At 61.6% G+C, this 21,456-nt stretch carries 25 protein-coding genes; 18 read left to right on the forward strand and 7 right to left on the reverse strand.

All coding sequences use genetic code 11. The annotated features are described in order from the left end of the window. Positions 1-154: 154 nt before the first annotated feature. The 10 genes from DNK06_RS03825 (at position 155) to hisC (ending at position 8,401) form a co-directional block, all read left to right on the forward strand. Entirely contained in the window at positions 155-964 is an 810-nt protein-coding gene (locus DNK06_RS03825; RefSeq protein ID WP_131178716.1) for an ATP-binding cassette domain-containing protein, read from the forward strand. Further along, on the forward strand, positions 964-1,761 hold the full coding sequence (gene mlaE, locus DNK06_RS03830) for a lipid asymmetry maintenance ABC transporter permease subunit MlaE (RefSeq protein WP_131178717.1): 798 nt from the start codon (positions 964-966) through the stop codon (positions 1,759-1,761). The genes DNK06_RS03825 and mlaE overlap by 1 nt, the downstream gene beginning before the upstream one ends. Further along, on the forward strand, positions 1,761-2,234 hold the full coding sequence (gene mlaD, locus DNK06_RS03835; protein ID WP_131178718.1) for an outer membrane lipid asymmetry maintenance protein MlaD: 474 nt from the start codon (positions 1,761-1,763) through the stop codon (positions 2,232-2,234). The genes mlaE and mlaD overlap by 1 nt, the downstream gene beginning before the upstream one ends. A gap of 11 nt (positions 2,235-2,245) precedes the next feature. After that, positions 2,246-2,878, forward strand: coding sequence for an MlaC/ttg2D family ABC transporter substrate-binding protein (locus DNK06_RS03840; protein ID WP_131178959.1), 633 nt, complete (start codon positions 2,246-2,248; stop codon positions 2,876-2,878). After that, positions 2,875-3,183 (forward strand): STAS domain-containing protein, encoded by a 309-nt coding sequence (locus DNK06_RS03845; RefSeq protein WP_131178719.1) that lies wholly within the window; start codon positions 2,875-2,877, stop codon positions 3,181-3,183. Before DNK06_RS03840 ends, DNK06_RS03845 begins: the two co-directional genes overlap by 4 nt. A 314-nt stretch (positions 3,184-3,497) precedes the next feature. Beyond that, positions 3,498-3,737, forward strand: a complete 240-nt coding sequence (locus tag DNK06_RS03850; RefSeq protein ID WP_131178720.1) for a BolA family protein — start codon at positions 3,498-3,500, stop codon at positions 3,735-3,737. A 15-nt stretch (positions 3,738-3,752) separates the two neighbouring features. Beyond that, on the forward strand, positions 3,753-5,018 hold the full coding sequence (gene murA, locus DNK06_RS03855) for a UDP-N-acetylglucosamine 1-carboxyvinyltransferase (RefSeq protein WP_131178721.1): 1,266 nt from the start codon (positions 3,753-3,755) through the stop codon (positions 5,016-5,018). A gap of 4 nt (positions 5,019-5,022) precedes the next feature. After that, positions 5,023-5,658, forward strand: a complete 636-nt coding sequence (gene hisG / locus DNK06_RS03860; RefSeq protein WP_131178722.1) for an ATP phosphoribosyltransferase — start codon at positions 5,023-5,025, stop codon at positions 5,656-5,658. A gap of 266 nt (positions 5,659-5,924) precedes the next feature. After that, complete coding sequence (gene hisD / locus DNK06_RS03870; RefSeq protein WP_131178724.1) at positions 5,925-7,235, forward strand: histidinol dehydrogenase; 1,311 nt, start codon at positions 5,925-5,927, stop codon at positions 7,233-7,235. Between the two features lie 113 nt (positions 7,236-7,348). After that, on the forward strand, positions 7,349-8,401 hold the full coding sequence (hisC, locus tag DNK06_RS03875; RefSeq protein ID WP_131178725.1) for a histidinol-phosphate transaminase: 1,053 nt from the start codon (positions 7,349-7,351) through the stop codon (positions 8,399-8,401). Between the two features lie 218 nt (positions 8,402-8,619). Here hisC and algW read toward each other — a convergent pair whose 3' ends face one another. Next, positions 8,620-9,765 carry a Do family serine endopeptidase AlgW gene (algW, locus tag DNK06_RS03880; RefSeq protein ID WP_131178726.1) on the reverse strand — a complete coding sequence of 382 codons (1,146 nt, stop codon included), beginning with the start codon at positions 9,763-9,765 and terminating at the stop codon, positions 8,620-8,622. 108 nt (positions 9,766-9,873) lie between these two features. Between algW and DNK06_RS03885 the strand changes: the two genes are divergently transcribed. Further along, on the forward strand, positions 9,874-10,632 hold the full coding sequence (locus tag DNK06_RS03885; RefSeq protein WP_131178727.1) for a Nif3-like dinuclear metal center hexameric protein: 759 nt from the start codon (positions 9,874-9,876) through the stop codon (positions 10,630-10,632). 91 nt (positions 10,633-10,723) lie between these two features. Here the strand turns inward: DNK06_RS03885 and DNK06_RS03890 are convergent, their stop codons facing one another. Beyond that, positions 10,724-11,185 carry a hypothetical protein gene (locus tag DNK06_RS03890; protein ID WP_131178728.1) on the reverse strand — a complete coding sequence of 154 codons (462 nt, stop codon included), beginning with the start codon at positions 11,183-11,185 and terminating at the stop codon, positions 10,724-10,726. Positions 11,186-11,309: 124 nt separating this feature from the next. On the opposite strand from DNK06_RS03890, the gene DNK06_RS03895 reads away from it, so the two are divergent. The 4 genes from DNK06_RS03895 to cysN all read left to right on the forward strand — a co-directional run bounded on the left by DNK06_RS03895 (position 11,310) and on the right by cysN (position 15,059). Continuing rightward, on the forward strand, positions 11,310-11,663 hold the full coding sequence (locus DNK06_RS03895) for a helix-turn-helix domain-containing protein (RefSeq protein ID WP_131178729.1): 354 nt from the start codon (positions 11,310-11,312) through the stop codon (positions 11,661-11,663). 141 nt (positions 11,664-11,804) lie between these two features. After that, entirely contained in the window at positions 11,805-12,722 is a 918-nt protein-coding gene (gene cysD, locus DNK06_RS03900; protein ID WP_131178730.1) for a sulfate adenylyltransferase subunit CysD, read from the forward strand. A 49-nt stretch (positions 12,723-12,771) separates the two neighbouring features. Next, positions 12,772-13,113 carry a four helix bundle protein gene (locus tag DNK06_RS03905; RefSeq protein WP_131178731.1) on the forward strand — a complete coding sequence of 114 codons (342 nt, stop codon included), beginning with the start codon at positions 12,772-12,774 and terminating at the stop codon, positions 13,111-13,113. Between the two features lie 50 nt (positions 13,114-13,163). Further along, positions 13,164-15,059 (forward strand): sulfate adenylyltransferase subunit CysN, encoded by a 1,896-nt coding sequence (gene cysN / locus DNK06_RS03910; RefSeq protein ID WP_131178732.1) that lies wholly within the window; start codon positions 13,164-13,166, stop codon positions 15,057-15,059. Positions 15,060-15,192: 133 nt separating this feature from the next. On the opposite strand, the gene osmE is transcribed toward cysN, so the two are convergent. Both osmE and DNK06_RS25410 read right to left on the reverse strand, forming a co-directional pair. Beyond that, positions 15,193-15,546 (reverse strand): osmotically-inducible lipoprotein OsmE, encoded by a 354-nt coding sequence (gene osmE / locus DNK06_RS03915; protein ID WP_131178733.1) that lies wholly within the window; start codon positions 15,544-15,546, stop codon positions 15,193-15,195. A 138-nt stretch (positions 15,547-15,684) separates the two neighbouring features. Next, positions 15,685-15,819, reverse strand: coding sequence for a hypothetical protein (locus DNK06_RS25410; RefSeq protein WP_278248824.1), 135 nt, complete (start codon positions 15,817-15,819; stop codon positions 15,685-15,687). Between the two features lie 173 nt (positions 15,820-15,992). Here DNK06_RS25410 and DNK06_RS03920 point away from each other — a divergent pair, with 173 nt between their 5' ends. Then, positions 15,993-16,883, forward strand: a complete 891-nt coding sequence (locus DNK06_RS03920) for a lipase family alpha/beta hydrolase (protein WP_242674616.1) — start codon at positions 15,993-15,995, stop codon at positions 16,881-16,883. A gap of 205 nt (positions 16,884-17,088) precedes the next feature. On the opposite strand, the gene DNK06_RS03925 is transcribed toward DNK06_RS03920, so the two are convergent. From DNK06_RS03925 to dksA, 3 genes are all read right to left on the reverse strand, one after another. Next, the gene (locus DNK06_RS03925) at positions 17,089-17,622 is read right to left on the reverse strand and encodes a hypothetical protein (protein WP_131178735.1); all 534 of its coding nucleotides are present in this window, start codon (positions 17,620-17,622) and stop codon (positions 17,089-17,091) included. Between the two features lie 221 nt (positions 17,623-17,843). After that, positions 17,844-18,731 (reverse strand): tRNA glutamyl-Q(34) synthetase GluQRS, encoded by an 888-nt coding sequence (gene gluQRS, locus DNK06_RS03930; RefSeq protein WP_131178736.1) that lies wholly within the window; start codon positions 18,729-18,731, stop codon positions 17,844-17,846. 56 nt (positions 18,732-18,787) lie between these two features. Then, positions 18,788-19,231, reverse strand: a complete 444-nt coding sequence (gene dksA, locus DNK06_RS03935) for an RNA polymerase-binding protein DksA (RefSeq protein WP_131178737.1) — start codon at positions 19,229-19,231, stop codon at positions 18,788-18,790. A gap of 332 nt (positions 19,232-19,563) precedes the next feature. Here dksA and DNK06_RS03940 point away from each other — a divergent pair, with 332 nt between their 5' ends. Further along, entirely contained in the window at positions 19,564-20,745 is a 1,182-nt protein-coding gene (locus tag DNK06_RS03940) for a pyridoxal phosphate-dependent aminotransferase (RefSeq protein ID WP_131178738.1), read from the forward strand. After that, positions 20,735-21,445, forward strand: a complete 711-nt coding sequence (gene sfsA, locus DNK06_RS03945) for a DNA/RNA nuclease SfsA (RefSeq protein WP_131178739.1) — start codon at positions 20,735-20,737, stop codon at positions 21,443-21,445. Before DNK06_RS03940 ends, sfsA begins: the two co-directional genes overlap by 11 nt. Positions 21,446-21,456: the final 11 nt, after the last annotated feature.

Here is a 21,456-nt window from a genome sequence, read left to right on the forward strand (position 1 = left end):
GTCACAAGCCTGAACGGTCAGGGTGCTCGGCTTTGGCGGGTAATGAGGCAAATGCTATAGTCCGCAGCCATTTTTGGCTCGTATGGCCGATCGCCGTGCCCTTATCCCGATGCAGGGCATCTGATTAGGCAAGGCAGTACGTAATGGAGTTCCGATGAGCGCCGAAAATCAGTACGCGGTCGAGCTTAAGAACGTAAGTTTTCAGCGCGGCGAGCGGCACATCTTCAAGAACGTCGATATACGCATCCCGAGGGGCAAGGTCACCGGGATCATGGGCCCCTCCGGCTGTGGCAAGACCACACTGTTACGGCTGATCGCCGCCGAGTTGCGGCCAAGCGCGGGCGAAATCCACGTCAACGGCCTGAACCTCCCCGATCTGTCGCGCAGCGAGCTGTTCGACATGCGCAAGCAGATGGGCGTGCTGTTCCAGAGCGGTGCGCTGTTCACCGACCTCGACGTGTTCGAAAACGTGGCATTTCCGCTGCGCGTGCATACGCAACTGCCCGAGGAAATGATTCGTGACATTGTTCTGATGAAGCTGCAAGCGGTTGGCTTGCGTGGCGCCATCGAGTTGATGCCCGATGAACTCTCCGGTGGTATGAAGCGGCGTGTGGCGCTGGCCCGGGCAATCGCCCTGGATCCGCAGATACTCATGTATGACGAGCCGTTCGTCGGGCAGGATCCCATCGCCATGGGCGTGCTGGTGCGCTTGATTCGTTTGCTCAACGATGCCCTGGGCATTACCAGTATCGTGGTGTCTCACGATCTGGCGGAGACGGCGAGCATCGCCGATTACATCTATGTCGTCGGTGACAGTCAGGTTCTGGGCCAGGGAACGCCGGCCGAGCTGCGTGACTCCGAAAATCCACAGGTGCGTCAGTTCATGCAGGGCACGCCGGACGGGCCGGTTCCTTTTCATTTTCAAGCGCCGAGCTACCGCGACGATCTACTGGGGGGGCGCTGATGCGCAGGACATCTTCACTCGAACGCGTGCGCCTGTTCGGGCGTGCGGGTATCGACGTGGTCGCCACGCTGGGGCGTTCGACGGTCTTTCTGCTGCGCGCACTGTTCGGGCGTGGCACATCGGGCCATTCGCTGCAGCTTTTGATCAAGCAGCTGTATTCGGTGGGTGTGCTGTCCCTGGCGATCATCGTGGTTTCCGGTCTGTTCATCGGCATGGTGCTATCGCTGCAGGGTTTCAGCATTCTCGCCAAATACGGCTCCGAGCAGGCGGTGGGGCAGATGGTCGCCCTGACCTTGTTGCGTGAACTGGGGCCGGTGGTCACCGCGCTACTGTTCGCCGGCCGTGCCGGCTCGGCGTTGACTGCCGAGATCGGCAACATGAAATCAACCGAGCAGTTGTCGAGCCTGGCGATGATCGGTGTCGACCCGCTCAAGCACATCGTCGCGCCGCGTCTGTGGGCCGGTTTCATTTCCATGCCACTGCTGACGATGATCTTCAGCGTGGTCGGTATCTGGGGCGGCGCGATGGTCGCCATCGACTGGCTGGGCGTTTACGAAGGCTCGTTCTGGGCCAACATGCAAAACAGCGTTTCGTTCCGCGAAGACGTGCTCAACGGGATAATCAAAAGCCTGGTCTTCGCCTTCGTCGTCACCTGGATCGCCGTGTTCCAGGGTTACGACTGCGAGCCGACCTCGGAAGGCATCAGCCGCGCGACCACCCGAACGGTGGTGTATGCCTCGCTGGCCGTATTGGGGCTGGATTTCATTCTGACCGCTTTGATGTTTGGAGATTTCTGATGCAAAACCGCACGATGGAAATCGGTGTCGGCCTGTTCCTCCTGGCTGGCTTGCTGGCCCTGCTGTTGCTGGCCCTGCGGGTCAGCGGTCTGGCGCCCGGCAACACCGTCGACACCTACAAGGTCTATGCGCACTTTGACAATATCGCCGGCCTCACCATGCGCGCCAAAGTGACCATGGCGGGCGTGAGCATTGGCCGCGTAACGGCGATCGATCTGGATCGTGACAGCTACACCGGGCGCGTAACGATGGAACTCGACGGCAGCGTCGACAATCTTCCGGTGGATTCCACCGCGTCGATCCTGACCGCTGGCCTGCTCGGTGAAAAGTATGTGGGGATCAGCGTCGGTGGCGACGAAGAGTTGCTGGCCGATGGCGGAACCATTCATGACACCCAGTCTTCTCTGGTACTCGAAGACCTGATTGGCAAATTTCTGCTCAATTCGGTCAACAGGGATCAGGACAGCCAATGAGGTACCCGATGATGATCAAGACCGTGCGTAACAGCCTTGTCGCCCTGCTGGCCGCGCTACCATTGCTGGCTGTGGCCGCGCCTGCCGCCCATGAAGTGGTGCAGGAAACCACCGAGACCCTCCTGGCCGACCTCAAGGCCAACAAGGAGGAGTACCGCAGCAACCCGGATGCCTTCTACAACTCGCTCAACGAGATTCTTGGTCCGGTGGTGGATGTCGATGGCGTGTCCCGCAGCGTGATGACGGTGCGCTACTCGCGTAATGCCACGCCTGAACAGATGACTCGTTTCCAGGAGAACTTCAAGCGCAGCCTGATGCAGTTCTATGGCAACGCGCTGCTCGAGTACAACAACCAGGACATCCGTGTGCTTCCGGTTTCCGGCAAACCGGATCCGCAGCGTACCTCGGTCAACATGGAGATCCGCGATGGCAAAGGTACGGTCTATCCGTTGTCCTACACCATGGTTGCCATGGACGGAACCTGGAAGCTGCGTAACGTGGTGATCAATGGCATCAACGTCGGCAAGCTGTTCCGTGACCAGTTCGCCCAGTCGATGCAGAACAACCGCAACGATCTGGACAAGGTCATCGACTCTTGGGCCGACACCGTCGCCAGGGCACGTCAGGCTCGGGGGGCGTCGTGAGTTCAGCGGCTATCGTCGAACAGGCACCGGGATTACTGGCGCTTTCCGGCGTGCTCGACTATCGGAGTGGTCCTGCCCTGCGTGAGCAGGGCGGTCGCCTGATCCGCGCCACCCAGGCGTCTACCTGTGTGGTCGATTGCTCTGCAGTGGAAAAGTCCAGCAGCGTCGGCCTGTCTCTGCTGCTTTCTTATACCCGCGACGCCCAGGCCGCCGGTAAAGCGTTGAGCATTCGCAGTCTGCCCCAGGACATGAGTGGGATCGCCAAGGTGTGTGAGTTGCATCATGTGCTGCCTCTGGAGGCCTGAGAACGTTCTCCGAGCCCGGCGATCACCTTCGGGCGCTGCGGCTCGTTACCGAGAATTTCTCCCGAAAAGCATTTGTGGTCTGTCGTCCCTGGTGGCCATCCTTCGGATCATCGCGAGCGACGTCAGAAATCGCTCCCGGCGATTTTTTGGTATGATGCCCGCCCCATGTCTACAGGCTCGTGTCGCGTGCCGCAGGCGGATCGTGCAACCAGCGTCATCGCTGCCTGACCTTCCCCGCAACCGTTGGCCGAACACTGTATACAGACGTCGCCGTGCGACGTTCACGCTTACTGAATACGTTGTCGAGGTTGAGCATGCAGGCCCTTGAGGTAAAAAGTTTCTTGGAGACCAAACTGCCGGATACTCAGGTAGAGGTCGACGGCGAAGGCTGCAACTTCCAGCTCAATCTGATCAGCGACGAGCTGGCCGCGCTCAGCCCGGTCAAACGCCAGCAGCAAATCTACGCTCACCTGAATCCCTGGATCGCCGATGGCAGCATCCACGCCGTGAGCATGAAATTTTTCAGCCGTGCCGATTGGGCCGCTCGTTCCTGAGGCTACGAACCAGCTATGGATAAATTAAGCATTACCGGTGGTGTACGCCTCGATGGCGAGATCCGCATTTCCGGTGCAAAGAACTCCGCACTGCCGATTCTGGCAGCCACCTTGCTCGGCGATGCGCCGGTGACCATCTGCAATCTGCCACACCTGCACGACATCACCACGATGATCGAGCTGTTCGGCCGCATGGGCATCGAGCCGATCATCGACGAGAAACTCAGCGTCGAGGTTGATGCGCGCACCATGAAGACTCTGGTCGCGCCGTACGAGCTGGTGAAAACCATGCGCGCTTCGATCCTGGTGCTCGGCCCCATGGTCGCGCGCTTCGGTGAGGCTGAAGTGGCGCTGCCTGGTGGCTGCGCCATCGGCTCGCGTCCGGTCGACCTGCACATCCGCGGCCTGGAGGCCATGGGGGCGGTGATCGATGTCGAGGGTGGTTACATCAAGGCCAAGGCGCCGGAAGGCGGCCTTCGCGGTGCGCACTTCTTCTTCGATATGGTCAGTGTGACCGGTACCGAGAACATCATGATGGCCGCAACGCTGGCCAAGGGCCGTAGCGTGCTGGAAAACGCCGCCCGCGAGCCTGAAGTGGTCGACCTGGCCAACTGCCTGATCGCCATGGGTGCGAAGATCGAGGGTGCCGGTACCGACACCATCACCATCGACGGCGTCGAGCGCCTCACCGGCGCACGCTTCAGCGTGATGCCCGACCGCATCGAGACCGGTACCTACCTGGTGGCCGCCGCTGCGACCGGCGGCCGCGTCAAGGTCAAGGATGCCGATCCGAGTACCCTGGAAGCTGTGCTGGCCAAACTGCAGGAAGCGGGTGCCGAAATCACTACCGGCCCCGACTGGATCGAGCTGGACATGAAAGGCAAACGTCCCAAGGCCGTGAACCTGCGTACCGCACCCTATCCGGCGTTTCCCACCGACATGCAGGCGCAGTTCATCGCCCTCAATGCGATTGCCGAAGGCACTGGCACGGTCATCGAGACGATCTTCGAAAACCGCTTCATGCACGTCTACGAAATGAGCCGCATGGGCGCGCAGATCCAGGTCGAAGGCAACACCGCCATCGTCACCGGTACCGCTCAGCTCAAGGGTGCTCCGGTAATGGCCACCGACCTGCGCGCTTCGGCCAGCCTGGTCATTGCCGCGCTGGTTGCCCAGGGCGACACGGTGATCGATCGCATCTACCACATCGACCGTGGCTACGAATGCATCGAAGAAAAATTGCAACTGCTGGGGGCGAAGATTCGCCGCGTGCCGGGCTGACCACATGCTGACCATCGCCCTGTCCAAAGGCCGTATTCTCGATGACACCCTGCCGCTGCTCGCGGCGGCAGGCATCGTGCCGACCGAGAATCCGGACAAGAGTCGCAAGCTGATCATCCCGACCACCCAGGATGACGTGCGTCTGCTGATCGTGCGGGCCACCGACGTGCCGACCTATGTCGAGCACGGCGCTGCCGATCTTGGCGTCGCCGGCAAGGACGTGCTGCTCGAATACGGTGGCCAGGGGCTCTACGAGCCACTGGATCTGCGTATTGCCCGCTGCAAGCTGATGACCGCTGGTGCGGTTGGCGCGGCCGAACCCAAAGGCCGCCTGCGCGTGGCCACCAAGTTCGTCAACGTCGCCAAGCGCTACTACGCCGAGCAGGGCCGTCAGGTCGATATCATCAAGCTGTACGGCTCGATGGAGTTGGCGCCGCTGGTGGGCCTGGCCGACAAGATCATCGACGTGGTCGACACCGGTAACACCCTGCGCGCCAATGGTCTGGAAGCCCAGGAACTGATCGCTCATATCAGCTCGCGCCTGGTGGTCAACAAGGCCTCGATGAAGATGCAGCATGGCCGCATCCAGGCACTGATCGACACACTGCGTGAAGCGGTCGAGACGCACCATCCGCATTGACCCTCTCCCCGCGCGGCTTCGCGGTCGCGCAACGCCTATCCGTGTCAAGTTCTCAGGTGCCCGCACGGTGGGCTTGCTACGCTAGCGGCGCCTGAGAGCCTGTCCAATGTCTGCTGCGCTTCGGCCCTGCGGCGTTAAAAACAGGCTCGGAATGCTCATTTACTGCAGTAAACTCCGCTTCCTCGCCTGTTTTTGCCTTGCATTGCTCTAGCTCGCGAGACCTTGAACAGGCTCTGAGAACACGCCATCCAGATGAGGCTCTAGCTATGACCGCTCCCGTTGCCATCCGCCGACTCAATGCCGCTGATCAGGATTTCGCGCGCCATCTGGATCATCTGCTGAGCTGGGAAAGCGTCTCGGACGACGGCGTCAATCAGCGCGTACTGGACATCATCAAGACCGTGCGTGAGCGCGGCGATGCGGCGCTGGTCGAGTTCACCCAGCGTTTCGATGCGCTGGAAGTGGCGTCCATGGCCGACCTGATCCTGCCGCGCGAGCGCCTCGAGCTGGCGCTGACCCGTATTACCGCCGAGCAGCGCCAGGCGCTGGAAATCGCCGCCGAGCGGGTGCGCAGCTACCACGAGAAACAGAAGCAGGACTCCTGGACGTACACCGAGGCCGACGGCACGGTGCTCGGGCAGAAGGTCACACCGCTGGATCGTGCAGGCCTGTACGTGCCCGGCGGCAAAGCGTCCTACCCGTCCTCGGTGTTGATGAATGCCATTCCGGCCAAGGTCGCCGGGGTGCCGGAAGTAGTCATGGTGGTGCCGACGCCGCGTGGCGAGATCAATGAGATCGTCCTTGCCGCGGCGGCGATTGCCGGCGTCGACCGGGTGTTCACCATCGGCGGCGCCCAGGCCGTCGCCGCACTGGCCTATGGCACCGAAAGCGTGCCGCCGGTGGACAAGATCGTCGGCCCGGGCAACATCTATGTGGCCACCGCCAAGCGCCATGTGTTCGGCAAGGTCGGTATCGACATGATCGCCGGGCCTTCGGAAATCCTCGTGGTCTGCGACGGCCAGACCGACCCGGACTGGATCGCCATGGATCTGTTCTCCCAGGCCGAACATGACGAAGACGCCCAGTCGATCCTGGTCAGCCCGGATGCGGCGTTCCTCGACAAGGTCGCCGAGAGCATCACTCGTCTGCTGCCGAGCCTGGAGCGTGAAGCGATTGCCCGTACCTCCATCGAGGGCCGTGGCGCGCTGATTCAGGTTGCCGATATGGCCCAGGCCATCGAGGTGGCCAACCGTATCGCGCCCGAGCACCTGGAACTTTCGGTCGAGAACCCCGAACAGTACCTGCCGCAGATCCGCCACGCGGGCGCCATCTTCATGGGGCGTTATACCGCCGAAGCGCTGGGTGATTACTGCGCTGGGCCGAACCACGTATTGCCGACATCGGGCACTGCGCGTTTCTCCTCGCCATTGGGGGTCTACGACTTCCAGAAGCGTTCGTCGATCATCCATTGTTCGGCCGAAGGTGCTTCCGAGCTCGGCAAGGTGGCCTCGGTGCTGGCCCGCGGCGAGTCGCTGACCGCCCATGCCCGTAGCGCCGAGTACCGCATTAAAAAGTGATAGCTGGTTGTAGGGTGGACGACGCTTTTCTCGTCCACCGTTTCGTCCGCCGGAAAATGCTGCGCGGTTTTTTACTCTACGCATACTGAACAATTTCGAGGAGAGAAGGGCAGATGAGCAAATTCTGGAGCCCCTTCGTCAAAGACCTGGTGCCCTATGTGCCGGGTGAGCAGCCCAAGCTGAGCAAGCTGGTCAAACTCAACACCAACGAAAACCCCTACGGCCCGTCGCCCAAAGCCCTCGCCGCGATGCGCGAGGAGCTGAACGACGATCTGCGCCTGTATCCCGATCCCAATGGCGAGCGCCTGAAGCAGGCGGTTGCCGGCTATTACGGCGTGCAGCCTGCTCAGGTGTTCGTCGGCAACGGCTCCGACGAGGTGCTGGCCCACGCCTTCCACGGCCTGTTCCAGCACGGCAAGCCGCTGCTGTTCCCGGATATCAGCTACAGCTTCTATCCGGTGTATTGCGGGCTGTATGGCATCCAGGCCGAGCCTCTGGCGCTGGACGAGCAGTTCCAGATTCGCGTCGAGGATTATGCGCGGCCAAATGGTGGCATCGTCTTCCCCAACCCCAATGCACCCACCGGTTGCCTGCTGGCGCTGGAGGCCATCGAGCGTTTGCTGCAGGCCAACCCGGATAGCGTGGTGCTGGTGGACGAGGCCTATATCGACTTTGGCGGCATGTCGGCCATCGCTCTGGTGGATAAGTACCCGAACCTGTTGGTCACGCAGACGCTATCCAAATCCCGCTCGCTGGCTGGCCTGCGTGTTGGCCTGGCAGTCGGGCACGTGGATCTGATCGAGGCCCTGGAGCGGATCAAGAACAGTTTCAACTCCTACCCGCTGGATCGCATCGCCATCGCGGGTGCTGCGGCGGCGTTCGAGGATCAAACCTATTTCGAGCAGACTTGCGCGGCGGTGATCGACAGTCGCGAGCAAGTCACGGCCGGTTTGCAGGCGCTGGGCTTCGAGGTACTGCCATCGGCCGCCAACTTCATCTTTGCCCGTCATCCGCAGCGCGATGCTGCCGGCATCGCTGCGGCGCTGCGTGAGCAGGGCGTGATCGTGCGCCACTTCAAGCAGGAGCGCATCGCCCAGTTCCTGCGCATCAGCATCGGTTCGCCGGAGCAGAACCAGGCATTGCTGGATGGCCTGGCAACGCTCTGATAATTTCGCGCAGCAATGAAAAAGCCAGGGCACTGCCCTGGCTTTTTCATTGCCGATGAAGCGTGGCTCAGCTCAGGCGACCGTTCGTAATATCGGTGTTGCCATCGCCATTCGCTGCGGGGCGCAGCTCCTACAAGGTGGCGCGAGACGGCTACCAGCTGCGTAGGAGCGTCGCCCTCGGTGCGAAACAACGGTGGGCGTGCTGCGAGTGTTGTGCGCTAGTTGCTGTTGGCGACTGGTGGGCGTACGCCGATTTCGGCGCTGAGCTCCATCATCTTGCCGTTGCGCATGACCTCGATGCGAATCTTCTCGCCCGGTTTGGCGCGAGCGACCTGGTTCATCGAACGGCGAGCATCGCCGGCAGGTTCGCCGTCGATCTTGAGGATCAGGTCATTGGGCTGCAGCCCAGCCTTTTGCGCCGGCCCATTGCGGTAGATACCGGCGACGATGATGCCCTGACGCCCTTCCAGCCCGAATGACTCGGCCAGTTCCGGAGTCAGTGGCTGCACTTCGAGGCCCAACCAGCCACGGATCACCTGGCCGTGTTCGATGATCGACTGCATCACTTCAATCGCCAGTTTCACCGGGATGGCGAAACCGATGCCCTGAGAACCGCCGGATTTGGAGAAGATCGCCGTGTTGATGCCGACCAGATTGCCGTAGGCATCGACCAGTGCGCCGCCGGAGTTGCCCGGGTTGATCGCCGCATCGGTCTGGATGAAATCTTCGTAGGTGTTGAGGCCCAACTGGTTACGCCCGGTGGCGCTGATGATGCCCATGGTCACGGTCTGGCCGACGCCGAAGGGGTTGCCGATGGCCAGGGAGACGTCACCGATCCTGATGTTGTCGGAACGCCCAAGGGTCATCGAGGGCAGATCCTTGAGGTCGATCTTCAAGACCGCCAGGTCGGTTTCCGGGTCGCTGCCTATCACCCGTGCGAGCGTCTCACGCCCATCCTTGAGGGCTACCACGATCTGATCCGCATTGGCGGTCACGTGGTTGTTGGTCAACAGGTAGCCTTCCGGGCTCATGATTACCGCCGAGCCGAGGCTGGACTCCATGCGTCGCTGACCCGGCAGGTTATCGCCGTAGAACTTGCGGAATTGAGGGTCTTCGAACAGCGGATGGTTCGGTTTGCTCACATACTTGGTGGTGTACAGGTTGGCCACTGCCGGCGAGGCGGTGCTCACCGCACTGGCGTAGGAGGCAGGGCCCTCTCGGGTATGCGTATAGGCAGGCGCCTGGCGCAACTGCACGTCGTGCATCGGCAGGCCCACCAGTTGCGGGTACTGTTGCATGATCAGCAGCGATACCAGAACGCCGACCAGTAGTGGCCAGCCGAAGAAACGCAGGGCCTTGAGCATCGATCCAATCCTGAGGGTTGCGAGGCCCTGAACAGGCCCTTAAGGTGCGCCATTATAGAGAACCGCGCCAAGAAAGCAGCGGTTCGCAACAGCTCGTGAGGAAACTGTATGGCCATTGCTCTGACGACCCTGGTAGAGGACGCCGAACGCTATCTCGGTGCTTCGCGGATCAGCGATTATTGCCCCAATGGCCTGCAGGTCGAAGGCCGGCCGTACGTGCAGCGCATCGTCAGTGGCGTGACCGCCAGCCTGGCGCTGATCGAGGCCGCCGTGGAGGCACGGGCGGATGTACTGCTGGTGCACCATGGCTATTTCTGGAAGGGCGAGAATCCCTGCATCACCGGCATGAAGCAGCGTCGCCTGAAAACCCTGCTGGCCAACGAGATCAGTCTGCTGGCTTATCACCTGCCGTTGGATCTGCACGCCGAGGTGGGCAACAACGTGCAGCTTGCCCAGCAGTTGGAGATCACCGTCGAAGGGCCGTTGGAGCCGGACAACCCACGCACCGTCGGCCTGGTCGGCTCGCTGGCGCAGCCCATGAGCGCGCGGGATTTTGCCCGCCGTGTTCACGAAGTGCTGGGCCGTGAACCCTTGTTGGTGGAAGGCGATCGCATGATCAGTCGCATCGGCTGGTGTACCGGCGGTGGGCAGGGCTATATCGATCAGGCCGTCGCGGCGGGCGTCGACCTCTATCTGACGGGGGAGGCGTCCGAGCAGACTTACCACAGTGCCCGGGAAAACGGCATCAGCTTCATCGCTGCTGGCCACCATGCGACCGAGCGTTACGGCGTTCAGGCATTGGGCGAATACCTGAGCCGCCGCTTCGCCATCGAGCATCTGTTCATCGACTGCCCTAATCCGATCTAGCATCGGCTTGACTACGAGGCTCGCACGAAGAGCGAGCCGGCTGTGCGCATGGGTGCCGTTTCCGACGCAGCGGTAGCCGCTGGCGTGCCTCTCAGTAGCGGATGTCGATCAGGGCCTTGGGATTGGCCTCCAGGACGCGCCTGGCGAGTAGGGTGAGCAGGAGCTCGTCGTTCAGCGGCGCGGGCAGGTCGTAATGATGCAGGGCGATGGCATGGGCGCGCTGACGCCCCTTCAATCTGAGCTGACGACCGTACGTGCCCTGGCGACGGTAGCTGAGGGCGAGGACGTCACGATAGGCGAAAGGGTGTCCGTTGCAGGCAATAGCATCGTGGCCGATGACCACCGTCGTGCGTTGCAGACGCCACTCCATGATGGGGTACCAGAACAGGCCGGCCATGGCGTAGAGCAATGGCGCGATGGCGCAGAGCATCAGCCAGCCGATGCCGGAGCTGAAGGCCAGGATGGCGACCGCTCCCACGGCGAGGTTTCTCCCCAGGCTCCGGGCCATGGTGCTCGGGGGGAGATCCAATGGGTGCAGGGTGATCGGTGTCATGCTCGTCCGGGTGCCCATAGGGATTGAAAAGTATCGTTCAGCCATATTTTTAAAGTCAAGCAGTGCGATACGACACCGAAGCGATCGCTCCTTACACTCTGCCCAATCGTAAGAAGAGTGGGCCATGAGCATTTTCGGCAAAACCCTGCGCAAAGCCCGGTTGGCGGCTGGCCTGACCCAGGAGCATCTGGGGTTCGAGGTCGGGGTGACCAAGGCGTCGGTGTCTGCCTGGGAGAACGGTCGGGAAATGCCGAGCTTTAATGCGCTGCTGAGCCTGCGCGCGGCGTTGAAGATCTCGCTCGACACCCTGGTGGACGGTTGGCCGGACGAGACGCTCGTGCAGGAGCGACCTTCTGCCTATCTCAGCGATCCGCGGCGCACCTGGAGCGAGCGCGAGTTCGCCCTGCTCCAGCGTTTCCGCGGCATGAGTGGCCGACGCCAGGAGGCCTTTCTCGAAATCATGTGTCCCGGCGAGTAGCTGGTGCTCCGTTGCGGAGCGGTATAACGCTAGATCGTTTCGATCTAAGTGCCTTCCTGATTAGAATGAGACGCTGTGCTAGAGTGCGCGCTCGTCCAAGGCCCGTCGGCCTGAATAAATATCGTTATCCCGTGAGTAGCCATGCTCGACAAACTGACGCACTTGAAACAGCTCGAGGCGGAAAGCATCCACATCATTCGTGAAGTGGCCGCCGAATTCGATAACCCGGTGATGCTCTATTCCATCGGCAAGGATTCCGCCGTGATGCTGCATCTCGCGCGCAAGGCCTTCTTTCCCGGGAAGCTGCCGTTCCCGGTGATGCACGTGGACACCCGCTGGAAATTCCAGGAGATGTATCGCTTCCGCGACCAGATGGTCGAGGAAATGGGCCTGGATCTGATCACCCACGTCAACCCGGATGGCGTCGCTCAGAATATCAACCCCTTCACCCATGGCAGTGCCAAGCACACCGACATCATGAAGACCGAGGGCCTCAAGCAGGCGCTGGACAAGTATGGTTTCGATGCAGCTTTCGGCGGCGCCCGACGTGACGAGGAAAAATCCCGGGCCAAGGAGCGCGTCTATTCGTTCCGCGACAGTAAGCACCGCTGGGATCCGAAGAACCAGCGCCCCGAGCTGTGGAACGTCTACAACGGCAAGGTCAAGAAGGGCGAGTCGATCCGCGTGTTCCCGCTCTCCAACTGGACCGAGCTGGATATCTGGCAGTACATCTACCTCGAGCAGATTCCGATCGTGCCGCTGTACTTCGCTGCCGAACGCGATGTCATCGAGAAGAACGGCACGCTGATCATGATCGACGACGAGCGCATCCTCGAGCACCTCTCCGACGACGAGAAGGCGCGTATCGAGAAGAGGAAAGTACGTTTCCGTACCCTCGGCTGCTACCCGCTGACCGGTGCGGTGGAGTCCGATGCGACCAGCCTGACCGACATCATCCAGGAAATGCTCCTGACCCGAACTTCCGAGCGCCAGGGCCGCGTGATCGATCACGACGGTGCCGGTTCCATGGAAGAGAAAAAACGTCAGGGGTACTTTTAAGCCGCAAGCTGCAAGCGACAAGCTTCAAGTGGACTGGAGCTGGGACAAAATGGATTTTGAGAGGCTTGAGGTCTGGCAACGTTCCAGGCAACTGACGGTACAGGTGTTCTTGGCGCTGCGAGAATGTGGCGATTATGGTTTTCGAGACCAGGTCGGGCGTTCTGCGCTGTCCGTGCCCAGTAACATCGCTGAAGGCATGGAGCGTGGTAGTGGTAAAGAAAAATGCCACTATTTGCGCATTGCCAAAGGATCCTGTGCAGAGTTGCGAACCCAATTGCTGATCGGTAGCGATATCGGCTACATCCCTGAGGCGCTTGCAAGTCAGTGGATACAGGAAACCCGTGAGCTTTCCAGAATGCTCAGCGGGTTGATCAACAGAATTTCAGGCTAGCTGAGTGCTTTTACTTGCCGCTTGAAGCTTGCCGCTTGGAGCTACGAAGAATGAGTCACCAATCCGAACTGATCAGCGAAGACATCCACGCGTACCTGGCGCAACACGAGCGCAAGGAGCTGCTGCGTTTCCTCACCTGCGGCAACGTCGATGATGGCAAGAGCACCCTGATCGGGCGTCTGCTGCACGACTCCAAGATGATCTACGAAGACCATCTTGAAGCCATCACCCGCGATTCGAAGAAGAGTGGCACCACCGGCGAGGAAGTCGATCTGGCGCTGCTGGTCGACGGCCTGCAGGCCGAGCGTGAGCAGGGCATCACCATCGATGTCGCCTACCGCTATTTCTCCACCGCCAAGCGCAAGTTCATCATCGCCGATACTCCCGGCCATGAGCAGTACACGCGCAACATGGCCACCGGCGCCTCGACCTGCGACCTGGCGATCATCCTGATCGACGCCCGTTACGGCGTGCAGACCCAGACCAAGCGCCACAGCTTCATCGCTTCCCTGCTGGGCATCAAGCACATCGTCGTCGCCATCAACAAGATGGATCTCAAGGACTTCGATGAGGGCGTGTTCGAGCAGATCAAGGCCGATTACCAGGCCTTCGCCGACAAGATCAACCTCAAGCCCACTTCGCTGTTCTTCGTGCCGATGTCGGCGCTGAAGGGCGACAATGTGGTCAACAAGTCCGAGCGCTCGCCGTGGTACAGCGGCCAGTCGCTGATGGAAATTCTCGAGACCGTGGAAGTGGCGGGTGACCGCAATTTCACCGACCTGCGCTTCCCGGTGCAGTACGTCAACCGCCCGAACCTGAACTTCCGCGGCTTCGCCGGCACCCTGGCCAGCGGCATCGTGCGCAAGGGCGACGAAGTCATTGCCTTGCCGTCGGGCAAGGGCAGCAAGGTCAAGTCCATCGTCACCTACGAAGGTGAGCTGGAGCAGGCCGGTCCAGGCCAGGCGATCACCCTGACCCTGGAAGACGAGATCGACGTCTCGCGCGGCGACATGCTGGTGCATGCCGACAACCGTCCTCAGGTAGTCGACAGCTTCGACGCCATGCTGGTGTGGATGGCCGAAGAGCCGATGCTGCCGGGCAAGAAGTACGACATCAAGCGCGCCACCAGCTATGTGCCGGGCTCCATCGCCAGCATCGCCCACCGGGTGGATGTGAACACCCTGGAAGAGGGTACTGCGAGCAGTCTGCAGCTCAACGAGATCGGCAAGGTCAAGATCGCCCTCGACGCGCCGATCGCTCTGGACGGTTATGCGCATAACCGCACCACCGGCGCGTTCATCGTCATCGACCGCCTGACCAATGGCACCGTCGGCGCCGGCATGATCATCAGCGACGCTCGTGTCTCGGGTTCGGGCCACCATAGCGAGTCCGGTCATGTCTCCACCGAAGAGCGTGCCTCGCGCTTCGGCCAGCAGCCGGCCACCGTGCTGTTCAGCGGCCTGTCTGGCGCGGGCAAGAGCACCCTGGCCTACGCCGTGGAGCGCAAGCTGTTCGACATGGGCCGGGCGGTGTACGTGCTCGATGGGCAGAACCTGCGTCATGATCTGAACAAGGGCCTGCCACAGGATCGCGCCGGGCGTACCGAGAACTGGCGCCGTGCCGCTCACGTGGCGCGTCAGTTCAACGAAGCCGGTCTGCTGACCCTGGCGGCTTTCGTGGCGCCGGATGCCGAGGGCCGCGAGCAGGCCAAGGCGCTGATCGGTGCCGAGCGCCTGATCACCGTCTACGTGCAGGCTTCGCCGCAGGTATGCGCAGAGCGTGACCCGCAGGGGCTATATACGGCAGGCGGCGATAACATCCCGGGCGATTCCTTCCCCTACGATGTACCGTTGAACGCTGATCTGGTGCTGGATACCCAGAGCCTGTCGGTGGACGAGTGCGTCAAACAGGTGCTGGCGATCCTGCGCAGCCGCGGCGCGATCTGATAAAGGCAGCTGCAAGCGACAAGCTTCAAGCCACAAGACTATAAAGCGCCGCTCAATTGGGATTGGCTTGGCTTGAAGCTAAAAAATGCCCGCTCTCCTTGGAGGCGGGCATTTTTCATTGCGAGCGACCGAATCAGATGCCGTGACCGCGGGCGCGTTCGCGTTCGTTGATTTCCATCTGCTCGCAGGTCAGGAAGCCTTTGCCGTCGACGCGATCGGCAGAGTTGAAGGCAACGTAGTAGGGCTGCTCCTTGCCATCCCTGTTGAGGACGTAGTTATTGCAGCTACCAGGCTGAACCGTGCGGGTGATTTCCGAGGAAGGTGGGCCGCCCAGTTCCAGAACGGTCGACTTGCTCATGTCTTTCTCGACCTGCTTGACCAGCGGCTCGTTACGGTAAGTGATGTGGTCGACCGGATTCTCAGGCGTGCCGGCACAACCGGTAAGGACGGCCAGAACGCATGCGGCACCCAGACTTTGTTTGAACATGATGAATTTCCCTTGTGATGAACCAGACCATTTTTCGAACCCGGCGAGTGTGGATAAGTTCGTCCTAAATCACCCATGGCTCGGTCTGGTCGTGCCCGCAGTCGCACTCACATGCTGTCGCGGGCTTTCATCCTGAGGCTAGCGGTCGATTTGCGGTTGTTGCTGGCTGCTATCTACGGCCTCGCCCAGAATGGGCGCTGGGCTGCGGCTGGGCAATGCGAGCGCATTGGCGCTCAAAAGACTCAGGGCCAGGGCGATGGTCAGGGCTTTCATGGTTGCACCTCGTTCTCTCTGCATACGGTGTTTCACGGAACCATGCTAAGGGCGAGGTAGTCAGGGATGAAGTCGACTGTCTCGATAGTGGCCATCGACGATCATGATGTGCTTTCCCTGGTGCTTGCCTGATGCCTGCCATTGGCCAGGCGGCACCCTCCATGGAGTCTGAAATGGGTCATCGTGCAGTTCCCCGGTATCCACTGGTGCTAGTTCCTGGTTTTCTGGGCTTTGTCAGCCTGCTCGGTTTCGAATATTGGTATGGCATCGTCACGGCCCTGCGCAATCAGGGCGTCGATGTTTACCCGGCGCGTCTGTCGTCGGTGCATGCCACTGAGCTTCGCGGCGAACAATTGCTGCTGCAGATCGCCGACGCCCGTCGGCGTAGCGGAGCGCAAAAGGTGCATCTGATCGGCCATAGCCAGGGTGCTCTGGTGTGCCGCTACGCCGCTGCACACAGGCCGGAATGGGTCGCGTCGGTGACTTCCCTGGCCGGCCCCCACCAGGGTTCGGAGCTCGCCGATCATATAGAGCGCAAAGCCGCGCCAGGCAGCCTGCGCGGCAAGTTGCTGCTGCTCGGGGTGCATATGCTGGCGCGCGTGGTAACGCTGCTGGACAGTGGTGCTCGTGGCGCGAGCATGCCGATCAATGCCACAGCCGCCCATCGTTCGCTGACCACCGAAGGCGTAGGCATCTTCAATCACCAGTACCCCCAGGGACTACCGTCGGTATGGGGCGAGGAGGGGCCTGAAAAGGTCAATGGCGTGCGCTATTACTCCTGGTCCGGGATCCTGCAGCCCGGTATCACCGACCAGGGCGGCAATCGACGCGATCCGTCGCATTGGTTCTGCCGGCGCTTCGCCCGCACCTTCGTGCGTGAGGCCGGGCAGTGCGATGGCATGGTCGGCCGTGTCAGCTCCCATCTGGGTAAGGTGATTCGCGACGATTACCCGCTGGATCACCTGGATATCGTCAACCAGCACTTCGGCCGTGCAGGCGAGGGCGTCAATCCGGTCAGCCTGTATATCGAGCACCTGCGCCGGTTGCACGAAGAGGGACTGTAGGTCTATCCGTTCCGGCGAATTGATCGCCGGCAAGCCGGCTCCTACGAGACGGTAGTTCGTGAGCGACAATTGCCAGGCGCCCCGGCTTCTGCAATTGATTCGCGCGGAACCGTCGCCTGGGGTGAGCGAAGCGATACCCGGGAAAGCCATGTCGGAGCGTCAGCGGTGGAGCGATCATGCCGTTCCACCTACGCACGTGATGAGCTTACTGCTCGGCTTGCGCCGCTTTCAGGGTCTCATAGGCCGGAGCCGCGTAGATGCCCACTTCCACGGCCAGCTCAAGCACCCGTGGCAGGTCGGTTGTGTACACCAAGACCGCCTGCAGTTCGTCGTCCAGCGGTTCGCTGAAGTCGACCAGCACATAGCCCTGGGTTTCCTTGGACAGGCTGCTCAGCTGCACCTGGATGCGGTTCAGGGCCTTGAGCGGTTCGACCTTGTGCAACTGCTTGGCGGTGAGCACGAAGCTCACCTCGGCGCCGAAGGACGCAGTGATCTGGCTGAACAGCTCGTCATAGCTGTCGGCCTGGAACAGCACGGTATCCGGCAGGTTGCCGACCACCATCCATTCGCCCAGCGGGATGGGGAAGCTGTCGTCGTAGTTGATATCCGGGTTGGCCGCCAGAAAGGCAATCGGGTCGGCATAGGCCTGGGCGGCTTCGTCGGCGATACGGGTGATCTCGTCCTGCGGCAGGCAGCCCGAGCTGATTTTGCCGATGAGTTCTTCGAGCTGGGCGTGCATGGTGGATTCCTGATCATGAATTGGGGGCAACAGGCTGTGTGAAAACTACTGCGCTCGGTCATGCGGCGTTAAAAACCGGCTGGAATGCCAGCCCAGTCAAAATGCTCATTTACAACTCGTAAACTGCGCTTTTTCGCCGGTTTGCGGGGGCGCCTAGCCCTTGCCTGACCTTCGCTCGCTACGTTTTCACACGGCCTGGCAAGGCTGCCCGTTACCGGCGGTCAGCGCAACTGACTTTCCGCCAGGCTGCGTGTACGCGGAATGCGACTGGCATCCCAGCGACCTGCGCTCCAGAGCAGCAGCTCCTCGGCGCTGGCGTCCGCAAGCTCGCTCGGTGCCTCCTGGCCGAGTGCGCGCAGGGCGCGAAGCAGCAGCTGCGTGGCCTGATCGCCTGGCAGCGGTGGCGAGCGGTAAGACTTGCCTAGCTTGTGGCCATCAGGCTGGATAATCAGCGGGACGTGCAGATAGCGTGGCTGGGGCAGCCCGAGCAGTTCCTGCAGATAGAGCTGCCGTGGGGTCGAATCGAGCAGGTCGGCGCCGCGCACCACGTTGTTGATGCCTTGCCAGGCATCGTCCAGAACGACGGCGAGCTGGTAGGCATACAAGCCATCACGACGGCAGATGACGAAATCGCCGACTTCCCGGCCCAGATGCTGGCTGTACTCGCCCTGTACCCGATCGGTGAAGCGGTAGGTCAGCTGTGGTACGCGCAGGCGGATAGCAGCATCATGGCGACCGTGTCCGGCATTGCCGCAGTAACCCGGATAGATACCGCCGCTGCCTTCCAGCTTTTTGCGCGAGCAGGTACAGGCGTAGGCCAGGCCCTGATCGAACAGGCGCTGCACCAATGCTTCGTAGTCGGCGTGGCGTTCACTCTGGCGTACCAGTTCGCCGTCCCAGTGCAGGCCATAGTTTTCCAAGGTCTGCAGAATCGCGCTCTGCGCTCCGGGGACTTCCCGGGGCGGGTCGAGATCTTCCATGCGCAGTAGCCAGAGACCGCCAACGGAACGGGCATCAAGGTAGGAGGCGAGGGCGGCGACCAGCGAGCCAAAGTGCAGATAGCCACTGGGCGTAGGGGCGAAGCGACCGATGTAAGCGGAGCTGTGCATGCGGGCGGGTGTATATGAAGGGGAAACGAAACGGGGCGCCTGAGCGCCCCGTCCGCTCAGGAGCCGACCTGTTTTTCCTTGATTTCCGCCAGGGTCTTGCAGTCGATGCAAAGCGTGGCAGTGGGGCGGGCTTCCAGACGGCGGATGCCGATCTCGACGCCACAGGAGTCGCACCAGCCGTATTCTTCGTCTTCGATCAGTTGCAGGGTTTCGTCGATTTTCTTGATCAGCTTGCGCTCGCGATCACGGGCACGCAGCTCCAGGCTGAACTCTTCTTCCTGGCTGGCACGATCTGCCGGATCAGGGAAGTTGGCCGCCTCGTCCTGCATGTGGTGCACGGTACGATCGACTTCCTGCATCAGCTCCAGCTTCCATTTGTTCAGGATGCCGGTGAAGTGGGCGCGCATCGCCTCGCTCATGTATTCCTCGCCCTTGGTTTCCTTATAGGGTTCGAAGCCACGAATCAATTGGCCGTTTGTTGCTTTTGCTTTGATGGGCATGGATGACCGCCTCTCACTCTCTCTAATCCACTGCGCAGGGAATGTGTCCGTTGCCGTTTACAATAACGGCCCTGCGACTGCAAGCGGGCGAACTTACCAGATCGACTCAAGCCGCGCCACTCCCGGATGTCGCGGTTGTGCGTCTTGGTTCGATAGAGCGTCCCCAGCGGCTTTGCAGAGGGCCTCATGGCCACGCCACGGACGCCGTACTATCTGCCGAACGGGCCTTTGCAATCGCAGTGTAAACACCTGTTTCAGTATCCTGTCGGCAGGGTATGACAGAGCCGGCCTGATAGAATTCCACCTTTAATAGGTTTCCCAAGGCATTTCCCATGGCCCAGCTCTACAGCGCCCGCAGCCGCGCGATCGAACCCTTCCACGTGATGGCACTGCTGGCTCGCGCCAACCAGTTGCAGGCCGAGGGCCATGACGTCATCCACCTGGAGATCGGCGAGCCGGACTTCACCACCGCAGCACCCATCGTCGCAGCCGGCCAGGCTGCGCTGGCCGCGGGGCACACCCGCTATACCGCGGCTCGCGGGCTACCGGCTCTGCGTGAGGCGATCGCCGCTTTCTATGCGCAACGCTACCGGCTAAGCATAGACCCACAGCGCATCCTCATCACGCCCGGCGGCTCCGGTGCGCTATTGCTGGCTGCCAGCTTGCTGGTCGATCCTGGCAAGCACTGGTTGCTGGCAGACCCTGGCTATCCCTGTAATCGACACTTCCTGCGTTTGGTAGAGGGCGCCGCACAACTGGTGCCGGTCGGCCCCGAGGAACGTTATCAACTGACCGCTCAGGCGGTGGCCGAGTGCTGGAACGCCGATAGCGTCGGTGCCTTGCTCGCCTCACCCGCCAACCCCACCGGCACGATGCTGAGTGCGCAAGAGCTGGCGGCGTTATCCCAGGCCCTGAAAGCCCGCGGCGGGCATATGGTGGTCGATGAGATCTATCACGGCCTGACCTATGGCGTGGATGCCAGCAGCGTGTTGGAAGTAGATGATGACGCCTTCGTACTCAACAGCTTCTCCAAGTATTTCGGCATGACTGGCTGGCGCCTAGGCTGGCTGGTGGCGCCCGAAGGGGCGGTGAGCGATCTTGAAAAGCTGGCGCAGAACCTCTACATCAGCGCGCCGAGCATGGCCCAGCATGCGGCGCTGGCCTGTTTCGAGCCACAGACCCTGGCCATTCTCGAAGAACGCCGCGGCGCTTTCGCCGAGCGTCGGGACTTCCTGCTGCCCGCATTGCGCGAACTGGGTTTCGGCATTGCCGTGGAACCCCAGGGCGCCTTCTATCTGTATGCGGATATCCGTGCCTTCGGCGGCGATGCCTATGGCTTCTGCCAGCACTTCCTGGAAACCGAACATGTGGCCTTCACCCCGGGTCTGGACTTCGGGCGCCATCAGGCGGGGCACCACGTGCGCTTCGCCTACACGCAGAGCTTGCCGCGCCTGGAACAAGCAGTGGAGCGCATTGCCCGTGGCCTGAAGAGCTGGAGCGCCGATGCGATTTGATCCGCCGCTCGAAGAAGGCCGCCTGCTGCGCCGTTACAAGCGCTTTCTCGCCGATATCGAAACCGTAACTGGCGAGCTGCTGACCATCCACTGCCCGAACACCGGCTCGATGCTCAACTGCATGAGCGAGGGCTGCAGAGTCTGGTTCAGCCGCTCCAATGACCCCAAGCGCAAGCTGCCGGGCACCTGGGAGATCGGCGAAACGCCCCATGGTCGTCTGGCCTGCATCAACACCGGGCGAGCCAATAGCCTGGTCGAGGAAGCACTGCGCGCCGGCCTGATCCCCGAGCTCGCCGGCTTCAGCGCCTTGCGCCGCGAAGTGCCCTACGGCGTGGAGCGCAGCCGGGTGGATTTCTGCCTGGAATACCCGAGCGGCGTGGCCTTCGTCGAAGTGAAGAGCGTGACCCTGGGCTTCGCCGATAGCGCCGTGGCGGCATTTCCGGATGCGCGCACCGAGCGCGGTGCCAAGCATTTGCGCGAGCTTGCGGCCCTGTCGCGCAGCGGCGTGCGTGCCGTGCAGCTGTATTGCGTGAACCTGTCGGGCATCGAGGCGGTGCGGCCTGCCCGGGAAATCGACCCCGCCTACGCGGCGGCCTTGGTCGAGGCGGTGAGCGCTGGTGTGGAGGTACTGGCTTACGGCGTGGATATCTCCCCGCAGGGGATCGAGGTCATGCGACGTCTGGATGTGCTGCTGACGTAAGACTGCTGCCG

The sequence above is a fragment of the Phytopseudomonas daroniae genome (genome assembly GCF_004327285.1).
Lineage (GTDB): Bacteria > Pseudomonadota > Gammaproteobacteria > Pseudomonadales > Pseudomonadaceae > Aquipseudomonas > Aquipseudomonas daroniae.

Bases quoted from the DNA above. Each gene is read 5' to 3' on its own strand.
- gluQRS (WP_131178736.1), bottom strand. From the start codon at position 18,731: ATGCACAGCTCCGCTTACATCGGTCGCTTCGCCCCTACGCCCAGTGGC.
- DNK06_RS03890 (WP_131178728.1), bottom strand. From the start codon at position 11,185: ATGACACCGATCACCCTGCACCCATTGGATCTCCCCCCGAGCACCATG.
- DNK06_RS03920 (WP_242674616.1), top strand. From the start codon at position 15,993: ATGGGTCATCGTGCAGTTCCCCGGTATCCACTGGTGCTAGTTCCTGGT.
- osmE (WP_131178733.1), bottom strand. From the start codon at position 15,546: ATGTTCAAACAAAGTCTGGGTGCCGCATGCGTTCTGGCCGTCCTTACC.
- murA (WP_131178721.1), top strand. From the start codon at position 3,753: ATGGATAAATTAAGCATTACCGGTGGTGTACGCCTCGATGGCGAGATC.
- sfsA (WP_131178739.1), top strand. From the start codon at position 20,735: ATGCGATTTGATCCGCCGCTCGAAGAAGGCCGCCTGCTGCGCCGTTAC.
- DNK06_RS03885 (WP_131178727.1), top strand. From the start codon at position 9,874: ATGGCCATTGCTCTGACGACCCTGGTAGAGGACGCCGAACGCTATCTC.
- DNK06_RS03825 (WP_131178716.1), top strand. From the start codon at position 155: ATGAGCGCCGAAAATCAGTACGCGGTCGAGCTTAAGAACGTAAGTTTT.
- hisD (WP_131178724.1), top strand. From the start codon at position 5,925: ATGACCGCTCCCGTTGCCATCCGCCGACTCAATGCCGCTGATCAGGAT.
- DNK06_RS03905 (WP_131178731.1), top strand. From the start codon at position 12,772: ATGGATTTTGAGAGGCTTGAGGTCTGGCAACGTTCCAGGCAACTGACG.
- hisG (WP_131178722.1), top strand. From the start codon at position 5,023: ATGCTGACCATCGCCCTGTCCAAAGGCCGTATTCTCGATGACACCCTG.
- DNK06_RS25410 (WP_278248824.1), bottom strand. From the start codon at position 15,819: ATGAAAGCCCTGACCATCGCCCTGGCCCTGAGTCTTTTGAGCGCCAAT.
- DNK06_RS03925 (WP_131178735.1), bottom strand. From the start codon at position 17,622: ATGCACGCCCAGCTCGAAGAACTCATCGGCAAAATCAGCTCGGGCTGC.
- DNK06_RS03850 (WP_131178720.1), top strand. From the start codon at position 3,498: ATGCAGGCCCTTGAGGTAAAAAGTTTCTTGGAGACCAAACTGCCGGAT.
- cysD (WP_131178730.1), top strand. From the start codon at position 11,805: ATGCTCGACAAACTGACGCACTTGAAACAGCTCGAGGCGGAAAGCATC.
- DNK06_RS03840 (WP_131178959.1), top strand. From the start codon at position 2,246: ATGATCAAGACCGTGCGTAACAGCCTTGTCGCCCTGCTGGCCGCGCTA.
- mlaE (WP_131178717.1), top strand. From the start codon at position 964: ATGCGCAGGACATCTTCACTCGAACGCGTGCGCCTGTTCGGGCGTGCG.
- mlaD (WP_131178718.1), top strand. From the start codon at position 1,761: ATGCAAAACCGCACGATGGAAATCGGTGTCGGCCTGTTCCTCCTGGCT.
- DNK06_RS03940 (WP_131178738.1), top strand. From the start codon at position 19,564: ATGGCCCAGCTCTACAGCGCCCGCAGCCGCGCGATCGAACCCTTCCAC.
- algW (WP_131178726.1), bottom strand. From the start codon at position 9,765: ATGCTCAAGGCCCTGCGTTTCTTCGGCTGGCCACTACTGGTCGGCGTT.
- hisC (WP_131178725.1), top strand. From the start codon at position 7,349: ATGAGCAAATTCTGGAGCCCCTTCGTCAAAGACCTGGTGCCCTATGTG.
- cysN (WP_131178732.1), top strand. From the start codon at position 13,164: ATGAGTCACCAATCCGAACTGATCAGCGAAGACATCCACGCGTACCTG.
- DNK06_RS03895 (WP_131178729.1), top strand. From the start codon at position 11,310: ATGAGCATTTTCGGCAAAACCCTGCGCAAAGCCCGGTTGGCGGCTGGC.
- dksA (WP_131178737.1), bottom strand. From the start codon at position 19,231: ATGCCCATCAAAGCAAAAGCAACAAACGGCCAATTGATTCGTGGCTTC.